Genomic DNA, 24,430 nt, shown 5'->3' on the forward strand with positions numbered 1-24,430 from the left:
TGATTGGTTAAGGCTCCCAGTAGACGACTGGGTTGATAGGCCAGATGTGGAAGCCCGGTAACGGGTGGAGCTGACTGGTACTAATAGGCCGAGGGCTTGTCCTCAGTTGCTCGCGTCCACTGTGTTGTTCCCGGGTTGCGAACAGTTATCGCACCGGTTGAACAGTTTCACTACTTAATTGAAGAGTGTGCTTGTTCGCTAGAACCCGATAGGGTTTCGGTGGTCATTGCGTTAGGGAAACGCCCGGTTACATTCCGAACCCGGAAGCTAAGCCTTTCAGCGCCGATGGTACTGCAGGGGGGACCCTGTGGGAGAGTAGGACGCCGCCGAACAATCTTTCAAGGACCCCTGGTCCCAGCGTTCACGCTGGGACCAGGGGTCCTTTTGTTTTTCGTCGAAGCGCGTCGGACGGTCGGCTGCGCGAGAATGTCTGTGGTACCCGAAGACAGGAGTCACACCCATGTCCACCAACTCTCCCGACGATCGTCCGGAGCGCGAGCCGCGTCGCCGGGACGGTGGTGACCGGGGCGGTTTCCGCGGTGGTCGTGACGACCGGTCCGGCTCCGCGGCACCTCGTCGTGACAACGACCGCGGCCCGCGCCGTGACGACAGCTGGCCGACCGGTGGCGGCTTCCGTCGCGACGACCGGGATCGGGACCGTGGGCCGCGTCGTGATGACAACCGGGGCGGTAGTTCCGGTGGTGGGTTCCGTCGTGATGACAACCGTGGAGGTAACTCCGGCGGTGGCTTCCGGCGTGACGACAATCGTGGCGGCGGTTCCGGTGGAGGGTTCCGTCGTGACGACAACCGGGGCGGTGGCTCCGGTGGCGGTTTCCGCCGTGACGATGACCGTGGTGGCCGGCCGAGCGGTGGAGGGTTCGAGCGTCGTGACGACCGGCCGCGTGGGCCCCGTCGCGACGACGACCGTCCCAGCGGTGGCGGGTTCCCCCGTGACGACCGTGGTGGCAAGGCCGGGGGTGGGTTCCGTCGTGATGACAATCGCGGCGGTGGCTCCGGTGGCGGGTTCCGCCGTGACGATCGTGGAGGCCGGCCCGCTGGTGGTGGGTTCGAGCGTCGTGATGATCGGCCGCGTGGGCCGCGCCGTGATGACGACCGTCCCAGCGGTGGTGGGTTCCGTCGTGATGACAACCGGGGCGGTGGCGCCGGTGGTGGCTTCCGTCGCGATGACAATCGTGGCGGCGGTTCCGGCGGTGGGTTCCGTCGTGACGACAACCGGGGCGGCGGTTCCGGTGGTGGGTTCCGCCGTGATGACAACCGGGGTGGCGGTTCCGGTGGTGGCTTCCGCCGTGACGATGACCGTGGCGGCCGGCCGAGCGGTGGCGGGTTCGAGCGTCGTGACGACCGGCCGCGTGGGCCCCGTCGCGACGACGACCGACCCAGCGGCGGCGGGTTCCGTCGCGATGACAACCGGGGCGGTGGCTCCGGCGGTGGCTTCCGGCGTGATGACAACCGTGGCGGCAGCACCGGCGGCGGCTTCCGCCGCGACGACCGGGACCGTGACCGTGGGCCGCGTCGTGATGACGACCGTGGTGGTTACCGCGGCGGTCAGCAGCGCGACGACAGCCGTGGCAGTCGGCCGAGCGGTGGCGGGTTCGAGCGTCGTGACGACCGGCCGCGTGGGCCGCGTCGTGATGACGACCGTCCCAGCGGCGGTGGCTTCCGTCGCGATGACAGCCGTGGCGGTGGCTCCGGTGGTGGCTTCCGGCGTGATGACAACCGTGGCGGCAGCACCGGCGGCGGGTTCCGCCGCGACGACCGGGACCGTGACCGGGGCGGGGACCGTGGTGGTTACCGGGGCGGGCAACGTGACGACCGGGACCGTGGCGGGTTCCGTGGGCGCGACGACCGCGACCGGGACCGTGAGCCGATCAAGCGGCTTCCGATTCCCGACGACGTCACCGGTCACGAGATCGACAAGGACGTACGCCAGGAGCTCATGAGCCTGCCGAAGACCCTTGCCGAGGATGTCGCGCGCAACCTCGTCATGGTGGCCCGGCTGATCGATGAGGACCCGGAGGAGGCGTACGCGTACGCCCGTATCGCTCTGCGACTGGCCTCGCGGGTCGCCGCGGTGCGGGAAGCGGCGGGGTTCGCGGCCTACGCGACGCAGAAGTACGCGGAGGCGCTCGCGGAGTTCCGGGCGTCCCGGCGTATGACCGGGTCCGTGGACCTGTGGCCCGTCATGGCTGACTGCGAGCGCGGGCTCGGGCGGCCCGAGCGGGCGATGGACATGGCCGGTGAGCCCGAGGTGAAGAAGCTGGACAAGGCCGGACAGGTCGAGATGCGGCTGGTGGCTGCCGGGGCCCGGCGCGACATGGGGCAGATCGACGCCGCCATCGTCACGCTTCAGAGCCCCGAGCTCGCGTCCAACTCCATCCAGCCGTGGACGCCGCGCCTTCGTTACGCGTACGCGGACGCGCTGCTCGAGGCGGGGCGCGAGGACGAGGCGCGTGAGTGGTTCGGCAAGGCCCTGGAGGCCGACAAGGACGGCTCGACCGACGCGTCGGACCGGCTGGCCGAGCTGGACGGTGTCGAGTTCGTCGACGCCCTCGGTGAGGACGAGGCCGACGAGCCGGTGAAGTCCTCGGCCGCTGAATCCGTCGAGGCCGCGGCCGAGGGCCGTGACGAGGACCGCGCGGACGATGAGGACGGCGAAGAGGGCGAGGTCGACGAGGACGGTCCCGGAGAAGACGGGGCGGCCAAGGTCTAGGCGCTGACGTGGCAGAAGGGGCGGCACTCCATCGGGGTGCCGCCCCTTCTCCATGTCCGGGGTCTGTTACGGAGCCCTGTTCTCCGGGGCTTCGTCAGTCGATGGTGAGGCTGCGCATGACCAGGCCCGTCGCCGGCTTCGGGCCGAAGGACGTCGACTTGCGGGGCATGGTGACGCCCTGCCTGGCCAGGTCCCGGACGACCTCTTCGCGTACCGGGTGCATCAGCACCGCCGTGCCGCCGAGGCGTTCGGCCTGCTCCACGGCTGCCGCGGTGTCGTGGATGTACCCGATGTGCTCGGGGGCGTCCGGGATCTGCCAGACGTCGTCGAGCAGCGCCGAGTGGAGGACCGTCGCGTCCAGGGTGCGCCACGCCTCGGGGCGGTCCGTCCGGATCGTGCGGGTCAGCAGGGCCGGGTCCGGGCGGTCCACCAGGTGGAAGCCGCCGTCGCCCGCGAGGAGGAAGGCGTTGCCCTCCGCCGCCGCGTCGGCCAGGGCGTCGAGGGCCAGGGGGAGCGGGCCGTCGACCGGGCGGACGCGGAAGAGGCCGGTCAGCGCGTCGAGGGCCCGGGGGACGGGCAGGCCGCGCAGGAGGCGGTGGATCGCGCGGACCTGGAGCGGGTGGCGGGCCGTGTCGACGAGGAGGACCAGGCCGAAGTCCCACGGGCCGGGGGCGGTCTGTTCCCGCTGGAGCCGGAGGTAGGTGGCCCAGCGGTGGTGGCCGTCCGCGATCAGGGCCTGGTGCCGGGCGAGATCTGACTCGATCTCGGTGCGCTCGGCCGGGTCGGTGACGGCCCACAGGCGGTGGTGGAACCCGTCCTCCGTCGTCGTGGCGAGCAGCGGGGCGCGCTCGGCCGTGCGCTCGATGACCGCCGCCGCGCCTTCCCGGGCTCCGCCCTCGCTCCGGTAGGTCAGCAGCAGCGGCTCCAGGTGGGCCTGCATCGTGCGCATCAGCTCCGCGCGGTCCGCCACCACGTCGTCCATGACGTCCTCGTGTGGCAGCACGATGCCTTCGGCCGCCGGGGAAAGCGCCAGGGCCCCGATCAGGCCGCGCTGGAGAATGGTGTCGTTGCGCTGCTCGTAGACGTACAGCGCGGGCTCCGGATCCGGGGCGATGACGCCCTCGGCGAGCCAGCGGTCCAGCGTCCGCGCCGCCTGCCGGTGCCGGTCCTCCGCGGTGTCCGCCTGGGGGAGGATGAGGCGCACGATGTTGTGCGGGTCCGCCGATTCCAGGTGATGCAGACCGTCCGGCCTGACGACCACGTCGTACGGGGGCGAGGTCACCGCGGCCAGGCTGCCGACCTGCTCGGGGACGTAACGCAGTCCGCGGAACGGGATCAGCCGCAGCCCCTGCTCGTCGGGACCTGAAGTCTTCATTTGAGCATCGTATGTGTGCACGGGACATGCGCGATGATCGGGGGAGAGGCACGAACGAGGAGCAGAGCCATATGAGCCAGCAGCAGGACAGGTATCGGCCGGCGGGAAGCAGCGCGGCGCTGAGCGAGGCGTACGACACGGCTCTTCTCGACCTGGACGGGGTGGTGTACGCGGGCGGCGAGGCCATCGTCCACGCCGTCGAGTCGCTGACCGCCGCGCGGGACGGCGGGATGCACCTCGCGTACGTCACCAACAACGCCCTGCGCACGCCGGACGCCGTGGCGGAGCACCTGACGGAGCTCGGGGTGCCCGCCGGGCCCGCCGACGTGATCACCTCGGCGCAGGCCGTCGCCCGGCTGATGGCCGATCAGCTGCCCTCCGGCTCCCGGGTCCTGGTCGTCGGCGGCGAAGGGCTGCGGGTCGCCCTGCGGGAGCGCGGGCTCGTCCCGGTGGAGTCGGCGGACGACGATCCGGTGGCCGTGGTCCAGGGGTACGGCGGGCCGGACCTGGCGTGGGGGCGGTTCGCCGAGGCGAGTTACGCCGTCGCGCGCGGCCTGCCGTGGTACGCGTCCAACACCGACCTGACCATCCCGGGCGCCCGGGGCATCGCACCGGGCAACGGCGCGGCCGTGGAGGTCGTACGGATCGCCACCGGCGCCGAACCCCAGGTCGCGGGGAAGCCGTTGCCGCCGATGCACCGTGAGACCGTGCTGCGGACCGGGGCGAGGCGGCCCCTCGTCGTCGGGGACCGGCTGGACACGGACATCGAGGGGGCCTTCAACGGGGGCGTGGACTCGCTGCTGGTGCTGACCGGAGTGACCGACGCCGCCCGGCTGCTCGCCGCCCCGCCGCAGCACCGGCCGACCTATGTGGACCGGGACCTGCGAGGGCTGCTGACCGGGCAGCCCGAGGTCACGTCGCAGGGCGGTCCGGCGGGCGCCTTCCGGTGCGGCGGCTGGACCGCCGCCGTACGCGACGACGCGGAACTGGTCCTGGACGGGGAGGGGGACCCGCTCGACGGGCTGCGGGCGCTCTGCGCCGCCGCGTGGACCTTCGCCGGCGACGGGGTGTGCGGGCTGGACACGGGGAAGGCTGTCGCCGGACTCGGGCTGTAGCGGGTACGGCGGTGGCCGTGGGAGCGCGTACGACGGTGGCTCCGGGCGTGTCCGCGCCGATGGCCGTTGACGTGTTCGCAGCGGTCGCCGTTGACGCGTCCGCAGCCGTGGCCGGTGGTCCTCATCGTGGCTTTGCGCGTTGCTTGTTGAGGTGGGGCCGTACGGTCCACGACGATGGCTTCAGCAGGAAGATAGGCTAACCTAACTTGGTGCTGGTCGGTGGTCTGCCCGTGCCCGGCGCCGCTCCATCCCATCGACTCCGGGAGTACCACCATGCAGCGCCTCACCGCAGAATCGGTGACCCTCGGCTACGACCAGCGGATCATCACCGAGGATCTCTCGGTCGAGATCCCCGACAACTCCTTCACGGTGATCGTCGGGCCCAACGCCTGCGGCAAGTCGACCCTGCTGCGCGCCCTCGCCCGGATGCTGAAGCCGAGCCGGGGGCAGGTGCTGCTGGACGGGCAGGTCATCCACCAGCTGCCCGCGAAGAAGGTCGCCCGGACGCTGGGGCTGCTGCCGCAGTCCTCCATAGCCCCCGACGGCATCACCGTCGCCGACCTCGTCGCCCGGGGCCGCTACCCCCACCAGGGGCTGCTGCGGCAGTGGTCGCCGGAGGACGAGCGGGTGGTCCAGGAGTCCATGGAGTCGACCGGGGTGGCCACGCTGGCCGACCGTTACGTCGACGAACTGTCCGGCGGTCAGCGCCAGCGGGTCTGGATCGCCATGGCCCTGGCCCAGCAGACGCCGCTGCTGCTCCTCGACGAGCCGACGACGTACCTCGACATCCAGCACCAGATCGACGTCCTCGACCTGTGCGCGGAGCTGCACGAGACGCAGGGGCGCACGCTCGTCGCCGTACTCCACGACCTGAACCACGCCGCGCGGTACGCCACGCACCTGATCGCGATGCGGGACGGGGAGATCGTCGCGGAGGGCGCGCCGTCCGACGTGGTCGACGCCGATCTGGTGCAGCGGGTCTTCGGGATGCGGTGCCAGGTGATCGACGATCCGGAGACGGGTACGCCGCTCGTCGTGCCGGCGGCGCGCCAGGCGCGGAAGGTGGCGGCGGGGGCAGGAGTGGACAAGGGCGCGGTGGCTGTCTGAGCCCCGGGTCCGAGCGCCCGCCGCCCGGAACGGTGGTGGGTGTTCTCGGCGGGTGAATGCGGGTTACGGCCGCGCGGTGAACGCCTCCCGGTGGTCCCGTGCCCACTGCTCGAAGGCGCCCGCCGGTCGGCCGAGCGCCCGCGGTACGTGGTCGGTGACGTAAGCCGCACCGCCGGAGCGCGCCCAGCCGACGCCGGTGGCCATCCCGGCCGGCAGCCGGTCGAGCGCGGGCGAATCGGTGATCTCCACCGGCCGCTCCAGCACGCGCTCCAGGATCGCCGCCTGGTCGGCGAACGTCAGCAGCTCCGGTCCGGTCAGGTCGTACCGCTGCCCGTCGTGCGCGTCACTGGTCATGGCGGCCACCGCGACCGCCGCCACGTCCCTCGGGTCGACGACGGCCTGCCGGGAGTCGCCGGTCAGGTTCGGGATCGGCTCCCCCGCCTGGATCAGCGCCCGGTGCCACAGGAAGTTCGAGGCGAAGCTCGGCGGGCGGAGCATCGTCCACGCGAGCCCGCTCGCCTCGATCGCCTGCTCGGCGGACACGTGCCAGTGCCCGACCGTCGCCCCCTGGAACCGCTCGCCGCTGCCGATGGCGGACAGCTTGACGACCTTGCGTACGCCGGCCGCCCGCGCGGCCGTGACCAGCGCGATGTCGTGGTCGGCGGTCGGGGCGGGCGGCACGGTCAGGAGGAAGACCGTGTCGACGCCGGCCACCGCGCGCGCCAGCGACGCCGGGTCGTCGAAGTCGGCCACCACCCCTGTGGGGCGCGGACGGCGGGACATCGCCCGGAACGGCACGCCCCGTTCGGTGAGCAGACGGACGACGTGACTGCCGATGGTGCCGGTGGAACCGGTGACAAGGATCATGTCCCGAAGATCGCATCGCCCGCGCGCCGCCCGATAGGAGATTTCGGCACTATCGTGAACCGCGTGAGCCCTCTCGACGTGTCGCCCGCTCTTCTGCGCTGGGTCGCCGGAATCGACGTCGCCACGGCGTCCGGTTCGGCGGTGGTCGAGGTGCCCGATCACGCCACCACGCTTCTCCTGCGCAGCGACAAGCGGGAGTTGATCGTCATGGGCCCGCGCACCCGGGCCGCCTATCACGTCGGCGTGCCCAGCCACTCGTGCGTGCGGGTCCGTATGCGGCCGGGGCGTGCCCAGGTCCTACTGGGCCGTCCGCTGCGGGATCTCGCCGACCGGGTCCTGCCGCTCGGCGAGCTGCCGGGTCTGGACGTCGACCGGCTCGCCGCCGATCCGGTCGCCGCTCTCGAAGAGGCGCTGGCCGACCGGCCGGAGCCCTCGGGACGGCTCGAAGAGGCGGTGCGCCTGCTGGCCGGTGCGACCGTCGCCACGACCGCGGCCCGGTTGCACATCAGTGAGCGCCGCCTGCACACCCTGTTCACCGCCGGCACCGGCCTGTCGCCCAAGCACTTCGCCCGCATCGACCGCGTCCGCACGGTGCTCGCGGCCGACGCCGGTCACTGGTCGGACGTCGCCGCGACGGCGGGCTACTACGACCAGTCCCATATGACGGCCGAGTTCCGCCACTTCATGGGCGTCCCGCCGGCCGCGTTCACGGCGGGGCGGCGTCCGGCGGCGACTCCGTGCGGCGCCTGAACAGGGAGGGTCGGACGAACCCTCAGAGCAGTGACCTCAGTTTCAGCAGGTCCCGGAAGCCCGCCTCCAGACGTACGCGCCCCGAGGCCCACGCCTTCGCGAAGTTCAGGTCGCCGTCCACCAGGGCCACCAGGTCGTCGCTCGTCATCGCCAGCCTGATCTCCGCCTTCTCGCGGGGCGGCCCCTCGAGCGTGTCCCGCACCTGGATCCGGCCATCGGCCAGGCGGCCGGTGAACGTGATGTCGAGGTCCTTGATGTGACAGCTCAGCGAGCGGTCGAGGGACGCGGCGCCGCGCACGTCGCCCTCGGCCGCCGCGAGGTTGTCGGAAAGTCTTCTCAGTGCGCTGCGGCACTCCGCCATGGTCGCCATCGTGCTCGACGGTACACCGGCCCGTCGCGGTAGCGTTTCGGCATGAGCGACTGGATGCCGGAGGCGGATACGGCCCCCGCGAGCACGCCCGGGGAGCCGGTGACCGGGAAGCCGGACCTGCCGGGAGAGGGGCCTGGGGCGGACGGCGGGAGCGCCGGTGCGCGCGCCGACGCGCCCTCCTTCGAGCCCGCCGGGCCCGCGCCCCTGGGCGTCGAGCGCACCCCCACCGGCCGGCCCGAGGTCGACGGCCCGCTGGAGCGCCTGGCCGACGCGGACCACCTCGCGGCGGACGGGCACATCGAGGTGTACGAGGATGTACACCGCGGCCTCAAGGACGCGCTGACCTCGCTGGACTCCCGTCCGGCCGCCGCACCCGGGCCCAGGCCCGTACCCACGCCGATGTCCTCGCACCACCCGCACCACCCGCACGACCCTTCGTACGACACGCACGACCACAGGAGCTGAACCGAACGTGGCAGGAGTGGCACGTCGCCGCCTCGACGCCGAGCTGGTACGCCGCAAGCTCGCCCGCTCGCGCGAGCACGCGAGTCAGCTGATCGCCGCCGGGCGGGTCACCGTAGGCCGCACGACCGCGACCAAACCCGCCACCCAGGTCGAGACGGCCGCCGCGATCGTCGTCACCAAGGACGACGACGACCCCGAGTACGTCTCGCGCGGCGGCCACAAGCTGGCCGGGGCGCTCGCCGCCTTCGTCCCGCTCGGGCTGGCCGTCGAAGGGCGGCGGGCGCTGGACGCCGGGGCCTCGACCGGCGGCTTCACCGACGTCCTGCTGCGGGCCGGAGCCCGGCAGGTCGTCGCCGTCGACGTCGGCTACGGGCAGCTCGCCTGGTCGCTCCGGTCGGATGAACGGGTCGTCGTCAAGGACCGTACCAACGTACGGGAGTTGACCTTGGCGGACCTCGACGGAGAGGCGGTCGGCCTGGTGGTGGGGGACCTGTCCTTCATCCCGCTCGGGCTCGTCCTGCCCGCCCTCGCCCGGTGCGCCGCGCCCGACGCGGACCTGGTCCTCATGGTGAAACCGCAGTTCGAGGTGGGCAAGGAGCGGCTCGGCAGCGGCGGGGTGGTGCGGAGTACGGAGCTGCGCGCCGAGGCGGTACGCGAAGTGGCGCGCCGGGCGTGGGGTCTCGGCCTCGGAGTGCGGGGGGTCACGGCCAGTCCGCTGCCCGGACCCTCGGGGAATGTCGAATACTTTCTGTGGCTGCGGGCCGGCGCACCTGAGCTGGATCCCGCGGATGTCGACCGTGCAGTGGCGGAGGGGCCTCGTTGACGACGAATGCGGCACGAACAGTCTTTCTTTTGGCGCACACCGGCCGCCCGGCCGCGATCCGCAGCGCGGAGCTCGTCGTCCAGGGGCTCCTGCGCAACGGGCTCGGTGTGCGGGTCCTGGCGACCGAGGCGGCCGATCTGCCGCTCCCGGACACCGTGGAGACCGTCACCGACACCTCGCCCGCCGCCGTGGACGGCTGCGAGCTGCTGATCGTCCTCGGCGGTGACGGGACCCTGCTGCGGGGTGCGGAGTTCTCCCGCGCCTCCGGGGTGCCGATGCTCGGCGTCAACCTGGGGCGCGTCGGCTTCCTCGCCGAGGCCGAGCGCGACGACCTCGACAAGGTGGTCTCCCGGGTCGTCACCCGCGACTACGACGTCGAGGAGCGCATGACCATCGACGTCGTCGTGCACAGCAACGGCGACGTCGTCCACACCGACTGGGCGCTCAACGAGGCGGCCGTGCAGAAGGTGTCGCCCGAGCGGATGCTCGAAGTCGTCCTGGAGATCGACGGGCGGCCGGTCACCGGGTTCGGCTGCGACGGGATCGTCTGCGCGACGCCGACCGGTTCGACCGCGTACGCCTTCTCGGCGGGCGGGCCCGTGGTCTGGCCGGAGGTGGAGGCGCTGCTGATGGTCCCGATCAGCGCCCACGCCCTGTTCGCCAAGCCGCTGGTGACCTCGCCCACGTCCGTGCTCGCCGTGGAGGTCCAGCCGCACACCCCGCACGGGGTGCTGTGGTGCGACGGGCGGCGGACCGTGGAGCTGCCCGCCGGCGCCCGGGTCGAGGTGCGGCGCGGGGCGGTGCCCGTACGGCTGGCGCGGCTGCACCAGGCATCGTTCACGGACCGGCTGGTGGCCAAGTTCGCGCTGCCCGTCTCGGGGTGGCGGGGCGCGCCCCACTGACCGCCTCGACGGCGTCCCACGGCCTCCGTGATCCCCGGGAGAGTGAATCCGGGGGCGGGGGCCGTCGCGCGTGCGCCTCGGAACCTCGTAAGGTCATGTCCGTGCTGGAGGAGATGCGGATACGGTCGCTCGGAGTCATCGACGACGCGGTGGTGGAGCTGTCACCCGGTTTCACCGCGGTGACGGGTGAGACCGGCGCGGGCAAGACCATGGTCGTCACGAGTCTCGGGCTGCTGCTCGGCGGGCGCGCCGACCCCGCCCTCGTACGGGTCGGGGCCAAGGCCGCGGTCGTCGAGGGCAGGATCACGGTGTCCGAGGGCGACGCGGCGGCGCTGCGGGCCGAGGAGGCCGGGGCGGAGATCGAGGACGGTGCGCTGCTCATCAGCCGTACCGTTTCGGCGGAGGGACGCTCACGGGCCCATCTCGGCGGCAGATCCGTGCCGGTGGGGGTCCTCACCGAGCTGGCGGACGAGCTGGTGGCCGTGCACGGGCAGACCGACCAGCAGGGGCTGCTGAAGCCCGCGCGACAGCGGCAGGCGCTCGACCGGTACGCCGGGGACGGCGTGGAGGTCCCGCACGCGAAGTACGCGGCGGCCTACCGGCGGCTGCGCGCCGTCGCCACCGAGCTGGAGGAGCTGACCACCCGGGCGCGGGAGCGGGCCCAGGAGGCGGATCTGCTGCGCTTCGGGCTGAACGAGGTCGCCGCCGTCGAGCCGTTGCCGGGGGAGGACGCCGAGCTGGCCGCCGAGGCGGAACGGCTCGGGCACGCGGAGGCCCTGGCCTCCGCCGCGTCCCTCGCGCACACCGCGCTGGCGGGGAACCCCGAGGACCCGGAGAGCGTCGACGCGACGACGGTGGTCGCCGCCGCCGGGCAGGCCCTGGAGGCGGTGCGGGCCCACGACCCGGCGCTGGCCGCGCTGGCCGACCGGATCGGGGAGATCTCCATCCTGATCGCGGACGTCTCCGGCGAGCTGGCCGGGTACGCCGACCAGCTGGAGGCCGATCCGCTGCGGCTGGCCGCCGTGGAGGAGCGGCGGGCCGCGCTCACCACCCTGACCCGGAAGTACGGCGAGGACATCGCGGCCGTGCTCGCCTGGGCCCAGGAGGGCGCGGGCCGGCTCACCGAGCTGGAGGGCGACGACGACCGGATCGGCGAGCTGACGGCCGAGCGGGACGCGCTGCGGGACGAACTCTCCGCTCTCGGACAGGCGTTGACCGATGCCCGTACGGAGGCCGCCGCCCGGTTCGCGGAGGCGGTGACGGAGGAGCTGGCCTCGCTCGCCATGCCGCACGCCCGGGTCTCCTTCGCCATCCGGCAGACCGAGGCGTCCGACGAGGCGTCCGGCATCGACATCGGCGGACGGAGCGTCGTGTACGGCCCTTCGGGCGCGGACGAGGTCGAACTCCTGCTCGCCCCGCATCCGGGGGCCCAGCCCCGGCCGATCGCCAAGGGCGCGTCGGGCGGTGAGCTGTCCCGGGTGATGCTCGCGGTGGAGGTCGTCTTCGCGGGCTCCGACCCCGTGCCCACGTACCTCTTCGACGAGGTCGACGCGGGCGTCGGCGGCAAGGCGGCGGTCGAGGTCGGACGGCGGCTCGCCAAGCTCGCCCGGTCCGCCCAGGTGGTCGTCGTGACGCACCTGCCGCAGGTGGCGGCCTTCGCCGACCGGCAACTGCTGGTCGAGAAGACCGTGGACGGCTCGGTGACCCGGTCCGGGGTCACCGTCCTGGAGGGCGAGGACCGGGTCCGGGAGCTGTCCCGGATGCTGGCCGGCCAGGAGGACTCCGAGACGGCCCGCGCCCATGCCGAAGAGTTGCTGGAGACGGCCCGCAAGGGCGGATGAGGATGTGTACGGGTCCGGGCGGGGGTGTCTCCCGGCCCGGGCCCGTGCGGGTGTCGCGGGGCCGTGCGGGCCGCACGGGGCCGTGGGGCCCGCCCGGGCCGCGCGGGCTCCGGGGAGTTGGGCGGCAACGCCGGTGCGGGGAGCTGGGCGGGAACGCTGACGCGGGGTGCTGAGCGGGGCCGTCGCGGGGAACTGAGGAGAAACGCCGGTGCGGGGGAGCCGAGCGGAAACGCCGGTGCGGGAGCTGAACGGAAACGCCGGTGCGGGGGCTGAGTGGGGGCACCGGTCGTGGCAACTTCGCGCCCTTGGGTTCACCTGTAAGAGTGGTGCCGTGTGGTCGGTTGTCGCCGCGTGTCGGGCAGCAACGTTCCGGCAGTGCCGGAACGCGCGTACGGACTGGCATCCTTGGCGCTGTACTTACCGCCGACTCGGGGACCCCGGGAGCCAATCAACGTGTCACAGCTGCGTACGGTCCAAGTCCTGGGCGGCGGCAGTGCGGGCAGCAGCACGCACGTCAGTTCGCTGGCCGCCGGGCTCGTGGCGCGCGGACTCCAGGTCACCGTCTGCGCCCCGCCGGCGGTGGACGACGCCTACGACTTCACGGCGGCCGGGGCCCGGTTCCTGCCGGTGCCCCGGCGCAGCGACCCGGCCGCCGTCGCCGCGCTGCGGGCCGCCTGCGCGGGGGCCGACGTGGTCCACGCCCACGGGCTGCACGCCGCCGCCCGCACCGCCCTCGCCCTCAGCGGCCGGACCGTGCCGCTGGTGATGACCTGGCACACCCGCCGGTACGCCGAAGGGGCCCGCCGGCAGATCCTGCACCTGCTGGAGCGAAGAGCCGTACGGGCGGCCGCCGTCGTCCTCGCCCCCTCGTCCGACCTGGTGGACCGGGCGCGGGGCCGGGGGGCCCGGGACGCGCGGCTCGCCCCGGTCGCCGCGCCGGCCCCCCGGTCCGCCGGCGCCGTGCACAGCGACAAGGTGCGGGCCGAACTGGGCGCGGTCGGGCGGCCGTTGCTCATGGCTGTCGGCAACCTCGTACCGCACCACGGCTTCGGCGCCCTGCTGGACGCGGCCCGCCACTGGCGCGGCCTCGACCCCGCGCCCCTGCTCGTCGTCGCGGGGGAGGGGCGCGACCGCGATGCCCTGCAACAGCGCATCAGGGCCGAGGAGTTGCCCGTACGGCTGATCGGGAGCCGGGAGGACGTCGGTGACCTGCTCGCCGCCGCCGACCTGGCCGTGCTGCCCAGCCGCTGGGAGGGCCGCTCCCTGCCGGCCCAGCAGGCGCTCCGGCTGGGGGTCCCGCTGGTGGCGACCGAGGCCGGCGGCATGCCCGAACTGGTGGGCAGGGCCGCCGAACTGGTGCCGTACGGCAACGCCGAGGCGCTCGCCCGCACGGTCGTCCGGCTGCTGGGCGACCCCGAGCGGTGCGCGGAGCTGGCCGGGTCCGGGCGGGCGCAGGCGGCGAGTTGGCCGACCGAGGACGACACCATCGCCCATGTGCTCAGCGTGTACGACGAGTTGGCGCAGCCGCTGGCCCCGGGGCGCGGTCGCTGACGGGAGTCGCCGTGGTGCGGCGGGCCGAAACCGGCTCTCAGGCCGTGTGGCGGCGGGCCCGCAGCGCCAGGCTGAGGGCCAGGACCGTCTGCGGGTCGTCCAGGTCTGTGCCCAGCAGCTCGCCGATCCTGGCCAGCCGATTATAGAGCGTCTGGCGGTTGAGGTGCAGCTCGCGAGCCGTCTCCGCCTTGCGGCCCGCGTGCGCCAGATACGCCTGGAGCGTCGGCAGCAGCGGCGGGCGCGAGGTGCGGTCGTGCTCGCGCAGCGGACCGATCGCCCGGTTCACGAACGCCGCCAGGTCCGGGTGGTCCCGCAGCCGCCACAGCAGCAGGTCGATGTCGAGCCGCCGGGCGTCGTACCAGGGCCGGTCGTCCAGCCCCTGCGCCGCCGTCGCGGTCTCCGAGGCGTGCCGCAGCCCCGCGCCCGCCGCCGCCCAGCTTCCGGCGACGCCGACCACGACCACCGGCGGCTGCGACCCTGCGCGGTCGAGGCCGGCCCGCCCCACGCCCGCCCGCAGCGCCGCCGCCACCCGGTCCGCGACCGCCGTGCGCTCGCCCTCCGAACGCAGCCCGAGCAGCAGCGGAACCCGCCCCTCCACCGGCCGTACGCCCAGCAGCACCGGCACGCCGACCGAGGCCAGCTCCTCCAGGACCGCGCGGGCCAGCAGCGCCCAGTTGCCCGAGGGGGACAGCTCGGGGGCCAGTCGCATCACGACCGGGAGCAGCGGGGTGTCCCCGGGCCGGAAGTCGAGCACCCGCGCCTGTGCGGGGGCGTCCTCCGGGGTGATCCGGCCCTCCGCGAGGTCGGTGAGGAAGTCGCCCCGGCCGCGCGCCGCCAGCTCCTCCTCCTGCCGGGCCTGCATCAGGACCACCGCGAGGAGGCCCGCCGCCCGTTCCGCCGCCATCCGGTGCACGGTCGCCAGCGGGCCCGAGACGGCGAGCAGCACCAGCCGGGCCCGTACGGCGCCGGTGTCCGGACCGCCGCCCGGCACGTCCACCAGGACCGCGCCCACCGGCGGGGACTCCCGGGCCGCCCGGTCGCCGCGCATGCCCTCCCAGACCTGGAGCGGGTCCGCGCCCACCGGACCCGTGCCGGTGGACGCCGCGTACAGGAGCTGCCCGTCCGGCGTCTCCAGGAAGACCGGGTTGGCGGTGAAGTCGGCGAGGATGCCGAGGACCTGCGGCACCCCGCCGCCGTCCAGCAGCGCCCGGGTGGCGCGGCGGTGCACCTCCTCCGCCTGCTGGAGCAGGGCGTAGTGCCCGTTGACGATCTCGGTGTGCACCTCCTCGGTCACCGCGACGAACGGCACCTCGCGGTGGAGCTGCACCAGCGGCAGCCCGGCCGCGCGGGCGGCGTCCACGATGGAGGCGGGCAGCCTGCTGAAGCGCGGGCCGAGCTCCACCACCAGGGCGGAGATGCCCCGGTCGGCCAGGCGGCGGACGAACGCGCGCTGCTCGGCGGGGCGGGTGCCGAGGCCCAGACCGGTGGTGAGGAGCAGCTCGCCGCCCTTGAGCAGGGAGGCGATGTTGGGGACCTCGCCCGCGTGCACCCAGCGCACCGTACGGCTCAGCCGGTCCGCGCCGGCCACCACCTCCGGGAGGCCCGCGCGCAGCCCCGGCAGCTCCAGTGCCCGCTGCACGGTGATTCCGCTGTGGCTCTCCACGTACCCGGCCCGCTTTCCCCTTGTTCCGCGCCCGTACCCCGGGCGGTCGTCCTGTTCAGGACGCTACCGCCCGGGGCGCGGGGTGCGCATGGCAGGGGAGGCGGGACGACTGCGCTCAGGCCGCCTCGAAGTGCCGGCGGCCGAGCTCAGGCCGTCGTGGACGCTCCGGACGGGATGCCGAAGGACGGGTCGGGGACCTCCTCGGGGGAGATCAGCGTGGAGGAGCGGCCGTCGACGCCCACCGGCACGTCCCCGTCGATGGTGACGCGGCGGAGCTTGCGCTCATGGGCGTCGGAGTCGTCCACCCCGTAGTGCTGGGTGGCGCGGTTGTCCCAGATCGCGACGTCGCCCACCTGCCACTGCCAGCGCACGGTGTTCTCCGGGCGCTCGATGTGCGACTGGAACAGATCCAGGAGCGTACGGGAGTCGCGGCCCGTCAGGCCCGCGATCCGCTGCACGAAGTTGCCCAGCAGCAGGGTGCGCTCACCGGTCTCGGGGTGCACGCGCACCACCGGGTGCTCGGTGAGGAACTTCGTCGAGGTGAACACCTTCTTGTACTGCTTCAGCGCCTCGGGCAGGGCCTGCGGGCGCAGCGCCGCGTAGTCGTAGTCGTTGGAGTGGACGGCGCGCAGGGAGTCGGCCAGCACCCGCAGCGGCTCGGGGAGCCCGTCGTAGGCGGTGGCGGTGTTGGCCCACAGGGTGTTGCCGCCGTAGGGCGGGATGACGATGCCGCGCAGGATGGAGAAGGCCGGGTAGGCGGGCACGAAGGTGACGTCGGTGTGCCACTGGTTGGCCCGGCCGCCGTGGTCGGAGTCGATGCCGAGGGAGTAACGGCCGTCCGCTGACGGCACGGTGGGGTGGGCGACCGGGGTGCCGAGCAGTTTGCCGAACGCCTCGTGGCTGTCCTCGTCCAGGTGGTCCTGGCCGCGGAAGAAGACGACCTTGTTGGCGAGGAGCGCCGCCCGGATTCCGGCGACGGTCTCGGGGGAGAGGTCGCCGCCGAGACGTACGCCGGAGATCACGGCGCCGAGCCGGCCGCCGACCTTCTGGACGGTGAGGGTGGAAGGGGCGGACGTGTCGGCGGGGTCGGCGGACGTGTCGGCGGGGGCGGTGGTTGCCGAGGACATGGTGGGGTTCCTTTCGGGTCCCAAGACCAATCCCTTGATTAATCTTGGAGAGGAATTAATTCGAGCGGAAAGCAGCCCCGGCTGAAGAACCAGGGATGCGGCAGGGGCCGGAGGCCGATGGGAGGAGTGGTGGAGCCGTCATACGGCGGTGAATCGGTGCGCCACCGGGCGGCGGCGGGCCCGCGCGGCCGGAGAAGCGACCGGTCAGGCGGCGGTACAGCGGCGCGGACACCCGGGCGCTGCTGCGGCGCGGCCGGCGTGGGCGGGCCGCGCGTCGGAAACGGCCGTCGCGAACATGCCCCGGAGAATTCCAGCGCCCCTCGGCGTACGTCAAGCACCCGTCCGTGCCCCGCGAGGTGTCCAACGGTGGTTGAATCGGCGCTTGCGCACGGCCCGGCCGCTGTCCGGCAACGCACCGTCAGACCGCCTCTGAGCAGCGGTTTTCCCTGCGGTCCCGGACAGTTCGGCCACCCCGCCCGGCCGCCGGGCGCGGGCCCCGGCGCGATTTCACGCCGCCGTAACGTTGCGAGTGCCCCCGTGGCGCAGGACCGAAGGAAGGCTCCATGACCGCCGCCCCCCAGCTCCCTCGGACGATCACCGCCCCGTCGCCCCGGGCCACCGGCGACGGCCGGCGCGAGGCCAACGCCGCGACGGTGCTGCGCGCGGTGCTCGACCACGGGCCCGTCGCCCGCAGGTCGATCGCCCAGCTCTCCGGCCTCAGCCCCGCCGCCGTATCGCGCCAGTGCGTCGACCTCGTCCGCCTCGGCCTGGTCCGCGAACTGCCCGAACGGGTGGAGAGCAACGGGGTCGGCAGACCCCAGATCCCGGTCGACCTGCACACCGGGGAGAGCGACGGCCCGGTGGCGGGCGGGGTGCACATCGGGGTGCCCGGCTCCACGTTCGGCCTGCTGGATCTACGCGGCCGGCTGCTGGCCCGCCGCACGTTCCCGCACGACGGCATCGCCCCCCAGGACCTCTCGCGCCAGGTCGTCGCCGGGCTGCGCGACTTCCTCGCCGACACCACCGGGGACCACCGCCTCCTGGGGGTCGGGGCCGCGCTCGGCGGGTGGGTGGACCCCGCACTCGGGACGGCGGTGCGGCACGACACGCTCGGCTGGCACCATCGGCCGCTCGCCGCCGAACTCTCCCGGGGCCTCGGCGGAATCGACGTACGCATCGACAACCACGCCCGCGCCATCGCCCAGTCCGAGATCCTCTTCGGCCGGTCCGCCGCCCGCCGCAGCCTGGTCCACCTCTTCATCGGCAACGTGGTCGACGCGGCCCTCGGCATCGCCGGGGTGGTCCACCAGGGGCCGGGTTCCGGCGCGGGGGACGTCGCCCACCTCCCCGTACCGGACTCCACGGTCACCTGCCCGTGCGGGCGGACCGGCTGCCTGGAGGCGACGGCGTCCAACATGGCCGTCGCCCGGACCGCCGTGCGGCGCGGGATCCTGCCCGAGGCCGATGTGTTCCTGCTGGTGGACGCGGCGGCGGCCGGGGACCGGCGGGCGGACCGGCTGCTGCGGGAGCGGGCCCGGGCGGTCGGCCGGGCCACCGCCCTGCTGCTCGATGTGCTCAACCCGGACCTGGTCGTGGTCACCGAGCACTCCAGCATCCTCAATCCGGAGTACCTGGAGGAGATCAGGGGGGCCGCGGTCGACCTCTCCCATGTCTGCGGGGACCCCGAACGCATCGTCAGTCCGCATGCCGGAATGACCGTGCTGCCCGTCGCCGGGGGCACCATTGCGCTGAATCCCCTGTTCAGGAGCCCTTTGGCGGCCTCTCAGCGATAGCCGCGCGTATGGGGCAGGAGGTGTTTTCGTACCAAGATCCGGACAGACCAGGTTGACCGCCCGGCGAAGCCACTGTCATATTGCTCCCGTGAACCCGGACATGCGCCTCATCTCCCGCAGGCACGTCGACCTCTGTCGACAGGCCAGCGCGGTCTGTGCCGTCCGCGGCTGACCCGGACCCCTCCGCGCTCCACGGACCCGGCCCGGTGCCCGGCACCCCTCCGAGCAGCGCTGATCCCGCGCCTCGGTGCGTCACCTCTCGCGGTCGCCCCGCTCCTGACCCGTACGACCTGACTCCGTACGCCTCCGCACCCGTACACCCGTGCGTCGGTGACGCCCACGTCTCCGATCAATTGCTCCCGCAGCGGAATCAATTAGCGCCGCCCGCGGCAGCTTCGCCGCACCTCACCGCCCCATCCCACCGTCCCTCACTGTCACAGGCAGGCTTCGATGACCGAGCTCCACTCCTCCCCGTCCGCGTCCGCGTCCCCGTCCACGCCCGCGTCCGCCGGACTCTCCCGGCGCTCCACCCTGCTCGCCGGCGGCGGCGGCGCCCTGCTGCTCGGACTGGGCCTGACGGGATGCCGCTCGGCGGTCTCGGAGACCTCGTCCGCTCCCCGGGAGGAGGGCGCCAAGCCCAAGCGCGGCGGCACCCTCAACCTCGCCGTCAGCGCCGACTTCGTCCCCGCCCTGCTGTTCGCGCAGAGCGGCCAGTCCCTCCAGCAGCGGCTGATCTACAACACCCTGACGCGTTACGACGACGACCTCACCCCCAAGCCGGAGCTCGCCACCTCCTGGACGTACGCCAAGGACGGGCGCAGCATCACGCTGAAGCTGCGCGACGACGTGACCTTCCACGACGGCCGGCCCTTCACCGCCGACGACGTGATCTTCGCGGTGAAGAACCTCCAGAACCCCGTGCGCGCCGCCCAGTTGCGCAGCACGGCCGCCGCCGTCAACGGGTTCGAGAAGCGCGGCGACCATGAGCTGGTGCTGAAGCTCGCGCACCGGGTGAACAACCTGTTCGACCTCTTCGAGTTCATGATCATCACGGATGAGAAGACCGTCGAGGACGCCGTCACCGGCAAGAAGCTCATCGGCACCGGCCCCTTCAAGCTGAAGAAGTGGAGCCCCGGCTCCGGGCTGAGCCTGACCCGCAACGACACCTACTGGCTGCCGGACCGCCCCTACCTCGACGGCGTCGAACTGCGGGTGATAGCCCAGGCCGACGCGCTGATCTCGTCCCTGCGCTCCGGCCAGTCCCAGCTGTCCTTCGGCGTCCCCGGCAAGAGCCTCAGCGTCGTCAAGAGCGACCCCAAGCTGAAGATCACCAACTACGACACCGGGGCCGGCGCCATCTACCTCGGCGTCAACACCACCATCGCCCCGCTGAACGACAAGACCGTCCGGCAGGCCCTCGCGTGGGCCATCGACCGCGACCGGCTCCTCGCGCAGACCCTCGGCGGTTACGGTCTCGCCTCCGCCGCTCCGTGGCCCAAGTCCTCGCCCGCCTTCAGCGAGGCCCACCGCACCCACTACGGCCACAACCCCGGCAAGGCCCGCGAACTGCTGAAGTCCGCCGGGCACAGCAAGCTCCAATTCCCCCTGCTGCACATCGCGTTGCCCGGTGAGACGGCCATCGCCGAGTCCATCCAGTACGACCTCAAGCAGATCGGCGTCCACACCACCCTGGAGCCCACCGACGGGGCCACCGCGCAGAAGAAGCTGATCTCGCAGCAGATGCCCGCGCTCTGGTCCATGGGCCACGGCTTCGCCCAGGTCCAGCCCTCCACCCTCGCGGTGAGCGCGTACCCGTTCAACGAGGCGAAGAACACCTCCAAGTACCGGTCCGCCGCGTACACGAAGGTCGTCCAGGAGGCGTGGACGAAGCCGGAGACGAGCGCGGCGGAGGCCAACGCCCTGCACGAGAAGATCTCCGGGATCCTGCTCGACGAGGCGTTCATCATCGACCTCGTCGTACGCGGCCAGGTCCAGGTCAACGCCGACCGGCTGCACGGCGTCGCCCTGAACAAGTTCTCGTATCTCAACCTCGACGACGCCTACTTGGCGTGACATGCGCGGCTACCTGCTGAGGCGGCTGCCCTCCGCCCTCCTCATCCTGCTCGCGGCGTCCTTCCTCATCTTCGCCATCCTGCGGCTGGTCCCCGGCGACCCGGCGTCCTCACTGGCCGGGCCCGACGCGGACGCGGCGACCGTCGCCGCGATCCGCGAACGGCTCGGCCTGGACGCGCCGTTGTTCTCCCAGTACGCGCACTGGATCGGCTCACTGGTCACCGGCGACCTCGGACCCTCGTACGCGATCGGCGGCCAGGTCTCCGACCTGATCGGGGACGGGCTCGGCGCCACCGCCGAACTCACCGCCGCCGCGCTGCTGTTCGTCATCGTGCTCGGTACGGCCTTCGGCATCCTCGGGGCCACCTCGCGCAGCGGCTGGGTCCGCAGCGCGATCCGGGTGACGACGACCGCCGCCCTCGCGGTGCCGCCCTTCGTCAGCGGCGTCCTGCTGGTGCTGCTGTTCGCCGTGGTCCTCGGGGTGCTGCCGCCCGGCGGACGGGTGTCGTTCTTCGGGGCCCCCGACCTCGCCGCCCAGTACCTGCTGCTGCCCGCGCTCTGCCTCGCCCTCCCGAGCGCCGCCGTCCTCGGCCGCTACCTCAAGGACGGGATCGAACGCGCGCTCGCGGAGGACTACATCCGCACCGCCACCGCCGCCGGGGTGGCCCCGCGCCGGCTGCTGTGGCGGCACGCCCTCCCCAACGCCCTCCCGCCCGTCGTCACCCTGCTCGGCATGCAGACCGGGCACCTGCTCGGCGGGGCCGTGCTCGTCGAGGCGATCTTCGCCTGGCCGGGCCTCGGCCAGCTCGCCGAACAGGGCCTCAGCCGGCGCGACTACCCGGTCGTCCAGGACCTGCTGCTCCTCCTGGTCGCCGTCTTCGTCGTCGTCCAGCTGCTCACCGACCTCGTCTACGCCTGGCTCGACCCCCGGATCAGGTGGGAGTGACCCATGACCTCGACCCCCGACCTCGCCCCGGCATCCCCGGCGACCCTGCGGAAACCCGGCCGGAAGCCCGGCGGCGGCCCCCGGAAGACCTCCCGCCCCCGCCACCCCTACCGCGCCGCGCTCTCCACCGCCCGCGCCCGCACCGGCCTCGCCCTCGTCGGCGCGGTCGTCCTCGCCGGGCTGCTGGCGCCGCTCGTCGCCGGGCACGGGCCCACCGACCAGAGCTCCCTGAGCCTCGCGGCCCTCGGCACGCCCGGGCACCCGCTCGGCACCGACGACCTCGGCCGCGATCTGCTCAGCCGCGTCCTGTACGGCATCCGCGCCGACCTGGAGATCATCGCGATCGCCGTCCCCATCGGCGCGGTCCTGGGCTGCCTGTTCGCCCTGGCGGCGGCAGCGCACCCGGTGCTCGACACCCTCGTACAGCGGATCTTCGACCTCATCCTGGCCTTCCCGGGCCTGATCCTGGCGCTCGCCGTCACCGCGATCCTCGGCCCCGGCCGGCTGCCCGTGGTGATGGTCATCGCGCTCGCGGAGATCCCGGCGTTCGGTCGGCTGCTGCGCGGCGGGATCCTCGTCCAGCGGGAGCGGGAGTACGTCACCGCCGCCCGGGTCGGGGGGAGTTCGGGCCCCAGGGTGCTGGTCCGGCACATCCTGCCCAACGCCGCCGACCCGCTCATCGTCCAGGTCGCCGTGTCGCTGACCGTCGCCGTCTTCATCGAGGGCGCGATGAGCTTCCTCGGGGTGGGCGTCCGGCCGCCGGAGCCCACGCTCGGCTCCGTCCTGAGCCAGTCCATGCCCTATCTCGCCCAGGCCCCGCACTTCGCCGCCGGGCCGCTGATCACCGTGACCGCGCTCGTCCTCGGACTCTCGCTCATCGCCGAGGCGCTCAACCGGGAGGTACGCCGATGACCGCCCAGCCGCACGCCGTGCCATCGGCGGCAGCCCGGCCGCACACCGTGGAGGCCCTCACGCCCAGGGCCGCCGCCGCGCGGCCGGCCGCCCACGAGCTGCTCGAAGTCCGCGACCTGGGGGTGGAGTTCACCGCCCCCGGCGGTGTCGTGCTGCGTGCCGTGCGCGAGGTCTCCTTCACCCTGCGCCGGGGTGAGACGCTCGCCGTCGTCGGCGAGTCCGGCTCCGGCAAGTCCACCACCGCGCTCGCGCTGACCCGGATGCTGCCCGGCACCGGGCGTCTGTCCACCGGATCGGTCCTGCTGGACGGCCAGGACCTCGCCGCCGCGAGCGCCGAGGAGCTGCGCGCGGTGCGCGGCGCCCGCATCGGCATGATCTTCCAGGACCCGATGACGGCCCTGAACCCGGTGCTGACCGTGGGCCGCCACCTGGACGAGGTGCTGAGGGCCCACGGCAAACGCGACCGGGCCGCGCGCCGGGCCCGGGCGGTCGAACTCCTCGACCGGGTCGGCATCCCCGAACCGCACCGCCGCGTCGACGACCACCCGCACCAGTTCTCCGGCGGGCAGCGCCAGCGCGTCCTGATCGCGATGGCGCTGGCCGGCGAGCCCGACATCCTGCTGGCCGACGAACCGACGACCGCGCTCGACGCCACCGTCCAGGAGCAGATCCTCACCCTCCTCGCCGACCTCAACCGCGAGACGGGCACCGCCCTCGTCCTCATCACTCACAACATGGGCGTCGTCGCCCGCTCCTGCGAACGCGTCCTGGTCATGTACGGCGGCGCCGTCGTCGAGGACGGCCCGACCGCCGAGGTCCTCACCCGCCCCCGCCACCCCTACACCGCCGGGCTCCTGGCCGCCGTCCCCCGCCTCTCCGCCCCCTCCGGCACCCGGCTCACCGGCATCCCCGGCTCCCCGCCCGACCTCACCCTCCTCGGGGACGGCTGCGCCTTCGCGGACCGCTGCACCCTCGTCGAGGACCGCTGCCGCACCGCGACGCCCCCGCTCGTCGAGCTGACCGGCGGGGTACGGGCGGCCTGCCTGCCCGCCGCCGGGCGCACCGAACCGCTGCCCGCGCCCCCGCCGCCCACCCGCATCGACCGCCCCGCGACCGGGGCCGTCGTCCTGGAGGCGGACGGCCTGCGCAAGACGTACAAGCGGCGCGGGGTGCGCGGGCGGGGGTTCACCGCGCTCGACGGGGTGTCGCTGACGCTGGCCGAGGGCGAGACCCTGGGCATCGTGGGGGAGTCCGGCTCGGGCAAGTCCACCCTGGCCCGGGTCCTGGCGCACGCCCACCCCTCGGACGGGGGCACGGTGCGGCTGCGCGGCCAGGACGTCACCCGGCCCTCGCGCCGCGAGCTGCACGCGGTGCGCCGGCAGATCCAGATGGTGTTCCAGGACCCCTACGCCTCGCTCAACCCCCGGATGACGGTCGGCCAGATCGTCGCGGAACCGCTGATCGCGTTCGGCCTGGGCGACCGGGACGAGCGGGAGGCCCGGGTCGCGGAACTCCTCACCCTGGCCGGGCTCGACCCGGCCGTCGCGGACCGGACCCCGCGCTCCTTCTCCGGCGGGCAGCGCCAGCGCATCGGCATCGCCCGCGCGCTCGCCCCCGAGCCCACCGTCCTGATCTGCGACGAACCCGTCTCCGCGCTCGACGTCTCCGTCCAGGCCCAGATCGTCGGCCTGCTCACCGATCTCCAGCGCGACCTGGGCCTCGCCCTGGTCTTCATCGCCCACGACCTCGCCGTGGTCCGCCAGGTCAGCCACCGCATCGCGGTCATGCACCAGGGCCGGATCGTGGAGAGCGGCAGCGCCGACGACGTCTGCGAGAACCCCCAGGACCCGTACACCCGGGCCCTGTTGGCGGCCGCGCCCGAGCCCGTACCCGTACAGGCCGCGATCCGGAAGTCCGAGGTGCTCGCGTGAGCGCCTGCTGCACCCCGGGACGCGCCTGTACGGGGTCGCCGGGGGCCACGGCGGTGCTGCCGCTCCCGGCGGTACGCCGACCGGTCGC

The 24,430-nt window shown here is 73.4% G+C and carries 21 protein-coding genes and 2 rRNA genes; 17 read left to right on the plus strand and 6 right to left on the minus strand.

Annotation, left to right across the window (positions count from 1 at the left end):
* Together ACLJPL_RS27565 and rrf are read left to right on the plus strand one after the other, a co-directional pair.
* Positions 1–104 (plus strand): 23S ribosomal RNA (locus tag ACLJPL_RS27565); the annotation flags it as partial.
* A 111-nt stretch (positions 105–215) separates the two neighbouring features.
* A 5S ribosomal RNA gene (rrf, locus tag ACLJPL_RS27570) occupies positions 216–332 on the plus strand.
* Between the two features lie 29 nt (positions 333–361).
* Here rrf and ACLJPL_RS27575 read toward each other — a convergent pair.
* Positions 362–1,927: a hypothetical protein gene (locus tag ACLJPL_RS27575; RefSeq protein ID WP_411083639.1), complete on the minus strand. Its 1,566-nt coding sequence runs from the start codon at positions 1,925–1,927 to the stop codon at positions 362–364.
* A 30-nt stretch (positions 1,928–1,957) separates the two neighbouring features.
* Between ACLJPL_RS27575 and ACLJPL_RS27580 the strand changes: the two genes are divergently transcribed.
* The gene (locus ACLJPL_RS27580; protein ID WP_411083640.1) at positions 1,958–2,731 is read left to right on the plus strand and encodes a tetratricopeptide repeat protein; all 774 of its coding nucleotides are present in this window, start codon (positions 1,958–1,960) and stop codon (positions 2,729–2,731) included.
* Positions 2,732–2,825: 94 nt separating this feature from the next.
* On the opposite strand, the gene ACLJPL_RS27585 is transcribed toward ACLJPL_RS27580, so the two are convergent.
* A complete protein-coding gene (locus ACLJPL_RS27585) occupies positions 2,826–4,106 on the minus strand; it encodes a DUF1015 family protein (RefSeq protein ID WP_411083641.1) in 1,281 nt (426 codons plus the stop codon).
* A 71-nt stretch (positions 4,107–4,177) separates the two neighbouring features.
* Between ACLJPL_RS27585 and ACLJPL_RS27590 the strand changes: the two genes are divergently transcribed.
* Positions 4,178–5,221 (plus strand): HAD-IIA family hydrolase, encoded by a 1,044-nt coding sequence (locus ACLJPL_RS27590; RefSeq protein WP_411083642.1) that lies wholly within the window; start codon positions 4,178–4,180, stop codon positions 5,219–5,221.
* A gap of 273 nt (positions 5,222–5,494) precedes the next feature.
* Entirely contained in the window at positions 5,495–6,328 is an 834-nt protein-coding gene (locus ACLJPL_RS27595) for an ABC transporter ATP-binding protein (protein WP_411083643.1), read from the plus strand.
* Between the two features lie 63 nt (positions 6,329–6,391).
* Here ACLJPL_RS27595 and ACLJPL_RS27600 read toward each other — a convergent pair whose 3' ends face one another.
* A complete protein-coding gene (locus ACLJPL_RS27600; protein WP_411083644.1) occupies positions 6,392–7,195 on the minus strand; it encodes an NAD(P)H-binding protein in 804 nt (267 codons plus the stop codon).
* Positions 7,196–7,258: 63 nt separating this feature from the next.
* On the opposite strand from ACLJPL_RS27600, the gene ACLJPL_RS27605 reads away from it, so the two are divergent.
* Positions 7,259–7,945, plus strand: coding sequence for a helix-turn-helix domain-containing protein (locus ACLJPL_RS27605; RefSeq protein WP_411083645.1), 687 nt, complete (start codon positions 7,259–7,261; stop codon positions 7,943–7,945).
* 22 nt (positions 7,946–7,967) lie between these two features.
* On the opposite strand, the gene ACLJPL_RS27610 is transcribed toward ACLJPL_RS27605, so the two are convergent.
* Positions 7,968–8,315: an SCP2 sterol-binding domain-containing protein gene (locus tag ACLJPL_RS27610; protein WP_411083646.1), complete on the minus strand. Its 348-nt coding sequence runs from the start codon at positions 8,313–8,315 to the stop codon at positions 7,968–7,970.
* Positions 8,316–8,357: 42 nt separating this feature from the next.
* Between ACLJPL_RS27610 and ACLJPL_RS27615 the strand changes: the two genes are divergently transcribed.
* The 5 genes from ACLJPL_RS27615 (at position 8,358) to ACLJPL_RS27635 (ending at position 13,897) form a co-directional block, all read left to right on the plus strand.
* Complete coding sequence (locus ACLJPL_RS27615) at positions 8,358–8,780, plus strand: hypothetical protein (RefSeq protein WP_411083647.1); 423 nt, start codon at positions 8,358–8,360, stop codon at positions 8,778–8,780.
* Positions 8,781–8,787: 7 nt separating this feature from the next.
* Positions 8,788–9,603: a TlyA family RNA methyltransferase gene (locus ACLJPL_RS27620; protein WP_411083648.1), complete on the plus strand. Its 816-nt coding sequence runs from the start codon at positions 8,788–8,790 to the stop codon at positions 9,601–9,603.
* Entirely contained in the window at positions 9,600–10,505 is a 906-nt protein-coding gene (locus ACLJPL_RS27625; protein ID WP_411083649.1) for an NAD kinase, read from the plus strand. The genes ACLJPL_RS27620 and ACLJPL_RS27625 overlap by 4 nt, the downstream gene beginning before the upstream one ends.
* A 95-nt stretch (positions 10,506–10,600) precedes the next feature.
* A complete protein-coding gene (recN, locus tag ACLJPL_RS27630) occupies positions 10,601–12,346 on the plus strand; it encodes a DNA repair protein RecN (protein WP_411083650.1) in 1,746 nt (581 codons plus the stop codon).
* Between the two features lie 453 nt (positions 12,347–12,799).
* A complete protein-coding gene (locus tag ACLJPL_RS27635; protein WP_411083651.1) occupies positions 12,800–13,897 on the plus strand; it encodes a glycosyltransferase family 4 protein in 1,098 nt (365 codons plus the stop codon).
* A gap of 37 nt (positions 13,898–13,934) precedes the next feature.
* On the opposite strand, the gene ACLJPL_RS27640 is transcribed toward ACLJPL_RS27635, so the two are convergent.
* Both ACLJPL_RS27640 and ACLJPL_RS27645 read right to left on the minus strand, forming a co-directional pair.
* Entirely contained in the window at positions 13,935–15,560 is a 1,626-nt protein-coding gene (locus ACLJPL_RS27640) for a PucR family transcriptional regulator (protein ID WP_411083652.1), read from the minus strand.
* 146 nt (positions 15,561–15,706) lie between these two features.
* Positions 15,707–16,687: a TauD/TfdA dioxygenase family protein gene (locus ACLJPL_RS27645; protein ID WP_411083653.1), complete on the minus strand. Its 981-nt coding sequence runs from the start codon at positions 16,685–16,687 to the stop codon at positions 15,707–15,709.
* Between the two features lie 563 nt (positions 16,688–17,250).
* Between ACLJPL_RS27645 and ACLJPL_RS27650 the strand changes: the two genes are divergently transcribed.
* From ACLJPL_RS27650 to ACLJPL_RS27675, 6 genes are all read left to right on the plus strand, one after another.
* Positions 17,251–18,480, plus strand: a complete 1,230-nt coding sequence (locus tag ACLJPL_RS27650) for an ROK family protein (protein ID WP_411083654.1) — start codon at positions 17,251–17,253, stop codon at positions 18,478–18,480.
* A 100-nt stretch (positions 18,481–18,580) separates the two neighbouring features.
* Complete coding sequence (locus tag ACLJPL_RS27655) at positions 18,581–18,652, plus strand: putative leader peptide (protein ID WP_311597362.1); 72 nt, start codon at positions 18,581–18,583, stop codon at positions 18,650–18,652.
* Between the two features lie 278 nt (positions 18,653–18,930).
* Positions 18,931–20,553, plus strand: coding sequence for an ABC transporter substrate-binding protein (locus tag ACLJPL_RS27660; protein WP_411083655.1), 1,623 nt, complete (start codon positions 18,931–18,933; stop codon positions 20,551–20,553).
* Position 20,554: 1 nt separating this feature from the next.
* On the plus strand, positions 20,555–21,499 hold the full coding sequence (locus tag ACLJPL_RS27665) for an ABC transporter permease (RefSeq protein WP_411083656.1): 945 nt from the start codon (positions 20,555–20,557) through the stop codon (positions 21,497–21,499).
* 3 nt (positions 21,500–21,502) lie between these two features.
* Positions 21,503–22,411, plus strand: a complete 909-nt coding sequence (locus tag ACLJPL_RS27670) for an ABC transporter permease (protein WP_411083657.1) — start codon at positions 21,503–21,505, stop codon at positions 22,409–22,411.
* Positions 22,408–24,342: an ABC transporter ATP-binding protein gene (locus ACLJPL_RS27675; protein WP_411083658.1), complete on the plus strand. Its 1,935-nt coding sequence runs from the start codon at positions 22,408–22,410 to the stop codon at positions 24,340–24,342. Before ACLJPL_RS27670 ends, ACLJPL_RS27675 begins: the two co-directional genes overlap by 4 nt.
* Positions 24,343–24,430: the final 88 nt, after the last annotated feature.

Source organism: Streptomyces sp. cmx-18-6, assembly GCF_046548915.1.
Classification (GTDB): Bacteria; Actinomycetota; Actinomycetes; order Streptomycetales; family Streptomycetaceae; genus Streptomyces.